General features: G+C 71.7%; 9 protein-coding genes. 5 read left to right on the forward strand and 4 right to left on the reverse strand.

Features of this window, described 5'->3' with window-relative positions:
• Positions 1–3 precede the first annotated feature (3 nt).
• The 3 genes from OP18_RS47945 to OP18_RS47955 all read right to left on the reverse strand — a co-directional run bounded on the left by OP18_RS47945 (position 4) and on the right by OP18_RS47955 (position 3,623).
• Positions 4–945, reverse strand: a complete 942-nt coding sequence (locus tag OP18_RS47945; protein WP_156090310.1) for a hypothetical protein — start codon at positions 943–945, stop codon at positions 4–6.
• 73 nt (positions 946–1,018) lie between these two features.
• Positions 1,019–2,536: a glycoside hydrolase family 13 protein gene (locus OP18_RS47950; RefSeq protein WP_033367043.1), complete on the reverse strand. Its 1,518-nt coding sequence runs from the start codon at positions 2,534–2,536 to the stop codon at positions 1,019–1,021.
• Positions 2,537–2,591: 55 nt separating this feature from the next.
• On the reverse strand, positions 2,592–3,623 hold the full coding sequence (locus OP18_RS47955; RefSeq protein WP_052388465.1) for a LacI family DNA-binding transcriptional regulator: 1,032 nt from the start codon (positions 3,621–3,623) through the stop codon (positions 2,592–2,594).
• 281 nt (positions 3,624–3,904) lie between these two features.
• Between OP18_RS47955 and OP18_RS47960 the strand changes: the two genes are divergently transcribed.
• From OP18_RS47960 to OP18_RS47980, 5 genes are all read left to right on the forward strand, one after another.
• Complete coding sequence (locus OP18_RS47960; protein ID WP_033367044.1) at positions 3,905–5,155, forward strand: sugar ABC transporter substrate-binding protein; 1,251 nt, start codon at positions 3,905–3,907, stop codon at positions 5,153–5,155.
• Between the two features lie 2 nt (positions 5,156–5,157).
• Positions 5,158–6,687, forward strand: a complete 1,530-nt coding sequence (locus OP18_RS47965) for an ABC transporter permease subunit (RefSeq protein WP_052388466.1) — start codon at positions 5,158–5,160, stop codon at positions 6,685–6,687.
• Entirely contained in the window at positions 6,684–7,529 is an 846-nt protein-coding gene (locus tag OP18_RS47970; RefSeq protein ID WP_033367045.1) for a sugar ABC transporter permease, read from the forward strand. Before OP18_RS47965 ends, OP18_RS47970 begins: the two co-directional genes overlap by 4 nt.
• Complete coding sequence (locus OP18_RS47975) at positions 7,526–9,235, forward strand: glycoside hydrolase family 13 protein (protein ID WP_033367046.1); 1,710 nt, start codon at positions 7,526–7,528, stop codon at positions 9,233–9,235. Before OP18_RS47970 ends, OP18_RS47975 begins: the two co-directional genes overlap by 4 nt.
• Positions 9,236–9,360: 125 nt before the next feature.
• Positions 9,361–11,238, forward strand: a complete 1,878-nt coding sequence (locus tag OP18_RS47980) for a ricin-type beta-trefoil lectin domain protein (protein ID WP_211273905.1) — start codon at positions 9,361–9,363, stop codon at positions 11,236–11,238.
• A 14-nt stretch (positions 11,239–11,252) separates the two neighbouring features.
• Here the strand turns inward: OP18_RS47980 and OP18_RS47985 are convergent, their stop codons facing one another.
• Positions 11,253–11,567: a DUF3817 domain-containing protein gene (locus tag OP18_RS47985; protein ID WP_033367058.1), complete on the reverse strand. Its 315-nt coding sequence runs from the start codon at positions 11,565–11,567 to the stop codon at positions 11,253–11,255.
• Between the last annotated feature and the right edge of the window lie 204 nt (positions 11,568–11,771).

The following is an 11,771-nucleotide window of genomic DNA, read 5'->3' on the forward strand; positions in this document are numbered from 1 at the left end:
GGATCAGCCTCTCGCCAGCGCGCGGTCACGGAGGTTGGCGTACGTTGTGCCGGGCTTGTCGAAGTACGACGCCCACAGCGGGGTGCGCCGCCCGGCGAGGGCGCGGAAGTGCGGCGCCGCGGCCGCGTGGTCGCCGATGAGGGAGAACAGCATCGCGAGGTAGTCGTGCGCGGTGTGGAACCGGTAGCCGCCCTGGAACGCGGGGTGCCGCACGGTCTGGTCGGCGACCTGGTGGATCTGCGCGACGACGGCCGGGGCGCGCAGCAGCGCCGTGCCCTCGGCGTCGGAGCCGGCGGCGTGGAAGCGCTCCATGTGCCCGGCGAGCACCGCCAGCGGCCCGAGCGACCCGGCCGGTGCGGTGCGCAGCAGCTCGGCGCCGAACTCGGACACCTTCTCCCACGAGCCGCCCCACTTCGGCTGCAGCTGCTGCACGAGGTGGTACCCGGCGATGTACGAGTGCGGGTGGTGCGCGCCGAGCCGGTCGTAGCGCCGGCGGGCCTCGTCGTGGCCGAGCGAGATGCCCCGGCAGATGATCATCCGCTCCAGCCAGGCGTAACCCTGCCGCGGGTCGCGCGCGGTGACCTCGATGAGGATCTGCTCGGCCCGGTTGAGGTACTCGTGGAAGCCGGCCCACTGCTGCCGGGTCACGCTCCTGGCCCAGCCGGTGCCGCGGATGTTCCAGCCGTGGCGCACGGTGCGGACCCCGAGGACGGTCTGCGCCAGCGTCCAGGACGGGTCGGTGACCGGCACCCGCTGGAGCAGCTGGTCACTCAGGCGGTCCTCCACCTGGCCGCACGCCACCGCGAGGTCGTCGAGGCGGTGCAGGCCGCCGAGGAACGCCGCGACGGCCGGCCAGTCACCCCGGTCGGCGTCGGCGGTCAGCCGCCGCAGCTCGGTGAAGAGGTCGGCCGGCTGGCTCTCCGGCACCGGCATCTGAAACGGCACGGCGCGGAGCATATGCGAGCCGGCGCCGTCCCGATGCCCCCCGCGAGGGCCGGCATCGGGACGGCGGGACGGCCTATGCGCGCAGCCAGACCGCCGCGTTCGGGGGCAGCTGGCCGTCCGCCGGCTCGACGCTTCCCAGCACGACCTCGCCCGCCGGCACGGGCACCGCGGCGGCCGACAGGTTGACCACGCAGCGGACCCCGGCGCGGGAGAAGTCCAGGACGTCCGCGGGCGCGGAGTGCCACGTGAGCGGGCCCGAGAAGGTGCGACGCAGGTGCAGGGCCGTGCGGTACAGCTCCAGGAACGACGACGGCACGCCCTGCTGCGCCGAGACGGCCAGGCCGGCCCAGTCGGGCTGGGGGAGCCAGGAGCGGCCGGTCGCCGAGAAGCCGTACGCCGGCAGGGAGGCGTCCCAGGGCAGCGGCACGCGGCAGCCGTCGCGGCCCGGGTCGGTGCCGCCGGAGCGGTGCCACACGGGGTCCTGGCGGGCGTCGGCCGGCAGGTCCAGCACCTCCGGCAGGCCCAGCTCCTCGCCCTGGTACAGGTAGACCGAGCCGGGCAGGGCCAGCATGAGCAGGGCCGCGGCGCGGGCGACGGCGGCGGAGCCGAAGCGGGTCACGTGGCGGGGCTTGTCGTGGTTGGACAGCACCCACGTGGTCGGCGCGCCCACGCTGTCGGCGGCCTCGACGCAGGAGTCGATCGTCGAGCGCAGCTCGGGGGCGGACCAGGGCGCGGCGAGGAAGTCGAAGTTGAACGCCTGGTGCAGCTCGTCGGGGGCGACGTACCGGGCCAGCCGCAGCGGGGTCGACGCCCACGCCTCGGCGACGGCCATCCGGTCGCCGGGGTAGGAGTCCAGGATCTTGCGCCAGGCGCGGTAGACCTCGTGCACGCCGTCCTGGTCGAAGTACGGCAGCGGCTTGCGGCCGAGCAGCCCGATCTGCTGCGGGTGCCCGACGGACGGCAGTCCGGCCTGCTTGACCATGCCGTGCGCGACGTCGACGCGGAACCCGTCGACGCCCCGGTCGAGCCAGAAGCGCAGCACCGACTCGAACTCGGCGCGCACGTCGGCGTTGTCCCAGTTCAGGTCCGGCTGGCCGGGGTCGAACAGGTGCAGGTACCACTCGCCGTCGGCGGTACGGGTCCAGGCGCGGCCGCCGAAGACGGACTCCCAGTCGTTCGGCGGCTCCTCGGACGACGGCCGGAAGATGTACCGGTCGCGCTCCAGCGAGCCCGGTCCGGCGGCGAGCGCCTCGGTGAACCAGGCGTGCCGCGACGAGGTGTGGTTGGGCACGATGTCGACGATGACGCGGATGTCGAGGGCGTGCGCCGCGGCGAGCATCGCGTCGAAGTCGTCGAGCGTGCCGAACATCGGGTCCACGTCGCGGTAGTCGGCGACGTCGTAGCCGCCGTCGACCATCGGGGAGCGGTAGAACGGCGTCAGCCAGATCGCGTCGACGCCGAGGTCCTTGAGGTACGGCAGCCGCTCCCGCAGCCCGATGAGGTCGCCCTCACCGTCGCCGTTGCCGTCGGCGAAGCTGCGGACGTAGATCTCGTAGATGGCAGCGGTGCGCCACCAGTTGGAAGAAGGCACGGTGAAGGGTCCCTTGCACTGAAGGCCGGAGGATGACGAGCGATGAAAGAAGACGTCAGCGGGCGACGATGCCCGTCGAGCCGCGGACCACGAGCTCGGGGTTGAACAGGAACTCCGAGTGCGGGGTCGGCTGCCCGTTGATGGTGTCGATGAGGGCGCGCACGGCGGCGTTGGACATCGCCCGGACCGGCTGCCGCAGGGTCGTCAGCGGCGGGTCGGTGAAGGCGATGAGCAGCGAGTCGTCGTAGCCGACCACGGAGACGTCCTTGGGCACCGACAGGCCGCGGGCACGCGCGGCGCGGATCGCGCCGAGCGCCATCAGGTCGGAGCCGCAGACGAGGCCGGTCGCACCGCGCGCGATGAGCCGGTCCGCGGCGGCGGCGCCGCCCTCGACGCCGAAGAGCGACAGCTCGACCATCTCGTCGAGGCCGTGGCGCTGCATCGCCGCGCGGTATCCGGTGAGCTTGCGCTGCACCGGCAGGTAACGGTCGGGGCCGGAGATGAGACCGATGCGCGTGTGGCCGAGCGAGGCCAGGTGGTCGACCGCGGTCTGGCTGGCGAGCCGGTCGTCGCAGGAGATGCAGGGCGCGTCGAGGCCCGCGACGTAGCCGGTGATCATGACGATCGGCAGGGGCCGGTCGATCAGCTTGCGGTAGCGGTCGTGGTCCGCGGTGGTGTCGGCGTGCAGGCCGGAGATGAAGATGATCCCGGCGACGGACCGGTCCAGCAGCATCTCGACATACTCGTCCTCGGTCACGCCGCCCGGGGTCTGCGTGCATAGCACCGGCGTGAAACCGTGCTGCGCGAGGGCCGACTCGATGATCTGGGCGAAGAGCGGGAAGATGGGGTTCTCCAGCTCCGGCGTGACCAGCCCGACGAGGCCCGCGCTGCGCTTGCGCAGCCGCTCGGGGCGCTCGTAGCCGAGCACGTCGAGCGCGGTGAGGACGGCCTGCCGCGTGTCCGCGCTGACGCCGGCGCGGTTGTTGAGCACGCGGGACACCGTCGCCTCGCTGACCTCCGCCTGCCGGGCGATGTCAGCGAGCCGGGCACGGGGTGGCTCGGTGGACATAGGGCGACTGTAGAGCATCCAACCGCCGTTTGTGAAAGGTCGATGCAAGGTCTTTCATTCCCAGCAAGGTCTTGCTAGCGTTCGGCCACGGCGTACGGGTGTCGTTGGAATCGCGACCCGACACCCGTCCGCCTCACACCCCGCTCTGGCATTGCCACGTGGCTCCGCGAGGAGACCGCGCACCACACCCTGCACACCTTGCACGCCTTTGCACCGCGGCCCCAGCCGTGCGGCCCCGCGTGGGCCCGCCCGACGCCGCGGCGACGAGGCACACCCCTGTCCGAACAGGAGAAACCCCCATGCGCATCCGCATCACGGGTGTCATCACCCTTGCGGCTCTGTCGTTAGCACTCACCGCCTGCGGCGACGGCGACAAGAGCAGCCCGTCGTCGACGGCGTCGAAGGCCGCCGGCGGCACCCTCACCATCTGGGCCGACGACCAGCGCTCCGCGGCCCTCAAGCCGTTCGCCGAGAAGTTCGGCAAGGACAACGGCGTCACCGTCCAGGTCCAGGCCGTCTCCAAGGACCTGCAGACCAACTTCGTGACCGCCTCGCAGTCCGGCAAGGGCCCGGACATCGTGGTCGGCGCCCACGACTGGATCGGCAACCTGGTCCAGAACGGCGCGATCGACCCGGTCCAGCTGCCCGACGCGCAGAAGTCCGCGTTCGCCGAGGTCGCGATCAAGGCCGTCACCTTCAACGGCCAGGTCTACGGTGTGCCGTACGCGATCGAGAACCTCGCGCTCATCCGCAACACCGACCTGGCGCCCACCGCGCCCGCGTCGATCGAGGACCTGGTCAAGGCCGGTCAGACGCTGAAGACCGCCGGCAAGGTCACCAACATCATGTCGCTGCAGGTCGGCGCGAACGGCGACGCGTACCACGCGTACCCGCTGTACGCCTCCGCCGGCGGCTACCTCTTCGGGCAGAAGGCGAACGGCGACTACGACCCGGCCGACCTCGGCGTGGACAAGCCGGCGTCGGTCGAGGCGTTCAAGAAGATCGCCGCGCTCGGCGAGAAGGGCAGCGGCGCGCTGACCCGCTCGATCACCGGCGACAACGCGATCCCCACGTTCACCGGCGGCAAGACCGCGTTCCTCATCTCCGGCCCGTGGGCCGTCGCCGACATCAAGAAGGCCGGCGTCAAGTACGACATCACCCCGATCCCGGCGTTCGCCGGCGGCAAGCCGGCCCAGCCGTTCGTCGGCGTGCAGGCGTTCTACGTCGCCAGCAAGGGCCGTAGCAAGGCCCTCGCGAACGAGTTCATCACCAACTACCTGACCAAGCCCGACCTGCAGGTCGCGCTGTACCAGGCCAACCCGCGCCCGCCGGCGCTCGTCGCCGCGCTCGACCAGGTCAAGGGCAGCGACCCCGACATCCAGAAGTGGCTGGACGCCGGTAAGGGCGGCGCCGTGCTCCCCGCGATCCCGGCCATGGCCGCGGTCTGGGACCCGTTCGGCAAGGCCGAGGCCGCGATCGTCGGCGGTGCCGACGTGCCGACCACCCTCGCGGCCGCCGGCAAGGCGATCACCGAAGCGATCAACAAGTAACGATGACGACGACGATCCAGCGGGGAGGCGGCTCACTCGCCGGCCCCACCATCAAGATCGCCCTGCTCGGCGCCGGGCTGGCGCTGGCGATCGCGGCCGCCCTCCCGCTGGTCGACGCCCAGGCCTGGGGCTGGCTCGCGGTGCTCGCCGCGACCACCGCACTGCTCTTCTACGTGTACCTGACCCCGCGGCGCATCGCCGCCAAGTACCTGGTGCCGGGCATCCTCTTCCTGCTCGCCTTCCAGGTGGTGCCGGTGCTCTACACGGCCAGCACCGCGTTCACCAACTACGGCGACGGGCACCGCGGCAGCAAGGCGGACGCGATCACCGCCGTGCAGGGCGCGTCCGTGAAGCAGGTCCCCGGCTCCGCGGAGTACGACCTCGCCGTCGCCACCCGGGAGGGCGCCATCGTCTTCCTGCTGGTCGACAAGACCGGCGCGACGTTCGTCGGCGACGGCACCGGGCTGCACCCGGCGCAGCTCACCGTCGAGGGCGGCAGGATCGTCGCCGCCGACGGCTACACGCTGCTGAGCCTCGGCGAGGCCAACCTGCGCAACGACGACATCCTCGCGTTCAGCGTGCCGACCGGGGAGGGCGCGGTCCGCGCGTCCGGCCTCACCCGCGCGTACAACGGCCAGGCCACCCAGTTCTACGACGCGGCCTGCGACTGCGTCACCGACCGCGGCACCGGCAAGCAGTGGAAGGCCGACAACGACTCCGGCAGCTTCGTCGCCGCCGACGGCGAGCGGCTCCCGCAGGGCTGGAAGGTGTCCGTCGGGCTGAGCAACTTCACCCGCGTGCTGACGGACTCCCGCGTCTCCGGGCACTTCCTGAGCACCCTCGCGTGGAACTTCGCGTTCGCGGTCGGCTCGGTGCTCGTCACGTTCGGCCTCGGGCTCGGCTGCGCCCTGGCGCTCAACGCCAAGCTGCGCGGCCGCAGCTTCTACCGGGTGCTGCTGGTGCTGCCGTACGCGATGCCCAGCTTCGCCATGCTGCTGGTCTGGCGGGACATGTTCAACCAGCAGTTCGGTCTGGTCAACCGGTTCTTCGGCATCGACGTCGACTGGTTCGGCCAGCCGTGGACGGCGCGCCTGGCGGTGATCCTCGTGCAGCTGTGGATGGGGTACCCGTACATGTTCCTGGTCGCCACGGGCGCGCTGCAGGCGATCCCGAAGGAGATGACGGAGGCCGCCACCATCGACGGCGCGTCGGTGCTGCAGCGCTTCCGGCAGGTCACCCTGCCGCTGCTGCTGGTCGCGCTGACGCCGCTGCTGATCGCCTCGTTCGCGTTCAACTTCAACAACTTCAACGCGATCTACCTGACCACCGAGGGCGGCCCGTTCCCGCCCGACGACTCCACGGTCGGCGCCACGGACCTGCTCATCACCTACACGTACCGGCTGGCGTTCGGCGGCTCGGGCGCCCAGTTCGGCTTCGCCGCGGCCATCTCGGTCTACATCTTCGCCATCGTGGCGGTCGTGTCGCTGATCGGCTTCCGCCGCAGCCGCAAGCAGGAGGAGGTGTACTCATGAGCAAGTGGATGCGCCGGATCGGGTGGCGGCACGCCGTCGGGATCGCCGCCGTGGTCTTCTCGCTCTTCCCGATCGTGTTCGTGGTGTCCGCCGCGTTCAACCCGGTCGGCTCGCTGAGCTCCACCGAGCTGTACCCGACCGGGGCCAGCCTGGCGAACTTCGCCGACCTGTTCGGCAAGACCGCGTTCGGCCGGTGGTACGTCAACTCGGTCGTCATCGCCAGCATCGCCGCGGCCGCCGCGGTGTTCCTGTCGGTGCTGGCCGCCTACGCCTTCTCCCGGATGCGCTTCGCCGGGCGGCGGGTCGGGCTGATGGCGCTGCTGCTCATCCAGATGTTCCCGCAGTTCCTGGCGGTCGTCACCATCTACCTGATCTTCGCCGAGATCGGCGACCTGTACCCCGCGTTCGGGCTGGACACCCCGTGGGGGCTGATGCTGCTGTACCTCGGCGGCGCCCTCGGCGTGAACACCTGGCTCATGAAGGGCTTCCTGGACACGGTGCCCCGGGAGCTGGACGAGTCGGCGGTGATGGACGGCGCCACCCACGCGCAGACGTTCTTCCGGATCACGCTGCCGCTGATCGCGCCGATCCTCGCCGTCACCGCGCTGCTCGGGTTCATCGGCACCATCAACGAGGTCCTGCTCGCCAACGTGTTCCTGCGCACGGACGACTCCAAGACCATCGCCGTCGGCCTGTACGGCCTCATCGCCGGGCAGCGCAACGCGAACTTCGGCATGTTCTGCGCCGGCTCGCTGCTGACCGCGATCCCGACCGTGCTGGTCTTCCAGTCGCTGCAGCGCTACATCGTGTCGGGCCTGACCGCCGGGGCGGTGAAGGGATGATCCACCACGACGGCTCGGCGCTGCACGTGCCCGACCAGGCGCCGCGGCCCGGCGACGACGTCGAGGTCTACCTGCGCACCTCGCCCGGCGTCCGGCAGGTCCACGTGCGCTCCGTCCTGGACGGCGAGCCGCGCTTCAGCGAGGCGACCGCCGAACGGCGCGGCGACGAGCTGTGGTGGCGGGCCACGCTGCCGGTGCGCAACCCGGTCACGCCGTACCGCTTCCTGGTCGACGAGCACTGGTACACCGCGGCCGGCACGGCGGGCCACGAGGTCCCCGACGGCACGGACTTCCGGCTGGTCGCCTACCCCGCACCGCCGGCCTGGATCCGCGACGCGAGCATCTACCAGATCTTCCCCGACCGGTTCGCCCGCTCGCCGGCGTGGGCCGAGCGCGCCCTGCCGGCGTGGGCGGTGCCGTGCGGCTGGGACGCCGCCGTCGTCGGGCGCGGTGAGCTGACCGGGCGGCAGGTGTACGGCGGTGACCTCGACGGCATCGCCGCCCGGCTGGACCACATCCAGTCGCTGGGCTTCGACACGGTGTACCTGACGCCGTTCTTCCCGGCCGGCTCCAACCATCGCTACGACGCGTCCACGTTCGACGCCGTCGACCCGCTGCTGGGCGGCGACGCGGCCCTCGCCCGGCTCGCCGGCGCGCTGCACGCCCGCGGCATGCGGCTCATCGGCGACATCACCACCAACCACACCGGCGACAGCCACGAGTGGTTCCTGGACCCGGCCGCGCAGGACCGGTACTACCGCTCCCCGGACGGCGGGTACGCCTCCTGGCTGGGCGTGCCGAGCCTGCCGAAGCTCAACTGGAACTCCACCGGCCTGCGCAAGGCGTTCGTCGACCCGCTGCAGCGCTGGCTCGAGCACCTCGACGGCTGGCGGGTCGACGTGGCGAACATGACCGGCCGGCACGGCACCGACGACCTCACCCACGAGGTGTCGCGGCTCGTCGCCCGGGCCGTGCGCGAGACGCGCCCGGACGCGATGCTGGTCGCCGAGCACGCCCACGGCGCCGGCGGCGACCTGGACCTGGACGGCTGGCAGGGCACGATGAACTACGCCGGGTTCACCCGCCCGCTGTGGACCTGGCTGCGCGCTGCCGACCTGGCGCTGCCGGACTTCCTCGGCGTCCCCGGCGGCGTGCCGTTCCGCGGTGGCGACGCCGTGGTCAGGTCGATGCGGGCGGTCTCGGCGAGCATGTCGTGGCGCTCGTGGACGCACTCGTGGACGGCGCTGGGCACCCACGACACGGCCCGCGTGCGCACCGTCGTGGGCGACCCGGACCGGGTCGAGCTGGCCGCCGGGCTGCTCGCCACCCTGCCGGGGGTGCCGATGGTGTTCGCCGGCGACGAGCTCGGCCTCACCGGCGCCTGGGGTGAGGAGGCCCGGCGCACCATGCCGTGGCACGACGAGGACAGCTGGCACCGGCCGACCCTGGAGCGGTACCGGGCGCTGCTCGGCCTGCGCCGCGCCCACCCGGCGCTGCGCCACGGCGGGATGCGGGTCGCGCACGCCGACGCCGACACGATCGCGTTCTGGCGGGAGAGCCCCGACGAGCGGATCCTGGTCGTGGCCCGCCGGGCGCCGGGCCCGCCGGTGCGCGTCGCCGGCCTCGAAGGCGCCGTCAACCTGTACGGGGGAGCGGCCGAGATCCCGGCCGACGGCCCGACCTTCCAGGTGTGGTCGGTCGGGTAGGCAACGTATTGACAGGTTGGCTGCCTATCCCGGAGAGTGCCGGAGGGACTTATTTCGAGTCCTGAAGTTTCCCGTGGCCCCGCGTGCCCAGCGCGGGGGCACGGCACTCCCCGCCAGGAGCCGCTGTGACCCGAACCAGACCGTTGCTCGCCGCCCTCGCCGCCGCCGCGCTGGCCCTGTCGCCGGTCTTCGTGACCGCGCCGGCCACGGCCGCGGCCACCAGCGTGCAGGTGTACTGGAGCTCCGAGTCCCGCACCGCCGGTTACGAGCCGAAGAACGGCAACTGGTACACCAGCCCGGCCACCGGCCTGGCCGGCACGCCGTACCAGCTGTCCCGGCAGGCCGACGTGCCGGTCGTCGCGGCCACCGGTACCCCGACCATCACGGTCGACACGAACACCCGCTACCAGACGATCCTCGGCGTCGGCTCCTCCCTGGAGGAGTCCACGATCTTCAACCTGTCCAGGATGAGCGCCACCGCCCGCGACCGGGCCCTGCGCGCCCTGGTCGACCCGGCCACCGGCGCCGGCTTCAACGTCATCCGCATCACGTTCGGCACCAGCGACTTCACGTCGCACGACTTCTACACCTACGACGACGGCGCCGCCGACCCGACGCTGTCGCGCTTCTCGATCCAGCGCGACATCGACTCCGGCATCATCGCCACCGTCCGGCAGGCCCTCGCCATCAACCCCGACATCAAGGTGTTCGCGAGCGCCTGGTCCGCCCCCGGCTGGATGAAGACGAACAACGCCATCATCGGCGGCAGCCTCGTCACCAGCCAGATCCCCACCCTCGCCGCCTACTACCGGCGGGCCGTGCAGGCGTACACCGCGCAGGGCATCCCGATCCACGCTCTCACCCTGCAGAACGAGCCGCTGTTCTCCCCGCCGGACTACCCCGGCATGCTGGTCTCGGCCGACCAGGAGCGGCAGCTGGCCAAGGCGCTGCGCGCCGAGCTGACCGGCAACGGGCTCAGCACCCGCATCTGGGCCTTCGACCACAACTTCGCCGAGTCGGTCTCCTATGCGGCGGGTGTACTGGGCAGCGCGAGCGCCCATTCGGACGCGTACTCCTCGGTCGACGGCGTCGCCTTCCACGACTACTCGGGCGACCCGAGCGCGATGAGCACGGTGCAGGCGTCCTACCCGGACAAGGACATGCTGATGACCGAGCGCTCCGTGTGGGGCACCTCGGGCGCCGACCGGATCGTGCAGTACTTCCGCAACCACGCCACCCTCTACGAGGGCTGGGTCAGCATGCTCGACCAGAACCGGGCCCCTGAGCGCTGGTCCGGCTCGCCCGATCCGACGATGCTCGTGCAGAGCACCAGCAACCGCGACACCTTCTGGGCGCTGCCCGACTACAACATGGTCGCCCAGTTCTCGAAGTTCGTGAAGCCGGGCGCGAAGCGGGTCGCCACCGGCTACGGCAGCACCGGCACCGTCACCAACGTCGCGTTCCTCAACCCCGACGGCACGCTCGTCACCGTGGTGGTCAACCAGACCAGCGGCAACCAGGCGTTCACCCTGCGCGTCGGCGGCCAGCAGGTCAGCAGCACCCTGCCGGCGAAGACGGTCGGCACCTACCTGTGGGCCGGCGCCAGCAGCGGCACGCCGTCCACCCGGGTCGGCCCGATCACCGGCTACGGCGCCAAGTGCGTCGACGTCGCCGGGGCCAACCCCGCCAACGGCACGAAGATCCAGCTGTGGACCTGCAACGGCACCGCCGCCCAGTCCTGGACGGTCGGCACGGACGGCACGCTGCGCGCCCTCGGCAAGTGCCTCGACGTCGCCGCCGCGAACTCCGCCAACGGCACGAAGGTCCAGCTGTACGACTGCAACGGCAGCGCGGCCCAGAGCTGGACGGCGCCCGGGGACGGCACGCTGCGCGCCCTCGGCAAGTGCCTGGACGCCACCGGGCCCAGCTCCGCCGACGGCACCCAGCTGCAGATCTGGGACTGCTTCGCGGGCCAGAACCAGCGCTGGACGCTGCCGGCCTGAGATCCGCCGCGGGGTCAGGCGTGCTCGACCGCCGGGGCGCGCCTGACCCGCTCGACCCATAGCTCGAACAGCAGCGTGGTGAACGGCGGGATCGACGCCACCGCGCCGAGGGCGATCCGCCCCAGCCCCCAGCGCTCCTTGCCGGCGACCCACACCAGCGCGGCCAGGTACGCCACGAACATGGCACCGTGGACCGGCCCGAAGATCTTGACCCCGATCTCGTTCTCGACCACGACGTACTTGAAGAACATCCCGACGAGCAGGCCGAGCCAGGAGCACGCCTCCCCGATCGCGGCGAGCCGGAACACCCGTGCGGCAGTGTTGTTCACCGGCACAGCCTCCACCCTGGGCGCACATGGCTGAGGCCGGTCACCGTGGTTGGTGACCGGCCTCACGCCTGGGCTCTGTCGGGGTTGTCAGTTCGCGGTGAGCTGGGTGGCGGAGGCGAAGGCGGTGTCGAGCTGGGCGCGCAGGGCGTCGATCTGGCTGAACTCGGTGGCGCTGTAGGACTCCTGGCCTTCGGCGGCGAAGAC

The organism is Dactylosporangium aurantiacum (assembly GCF_000716715.1).
GTDB classification, from domain to species: Bacteria; Actinomycetota; Actinomycetes; order Mycobacteriales; family Micromonosporaceae; genus Dactylosporangium; species Dactylosporangium aurantiacum.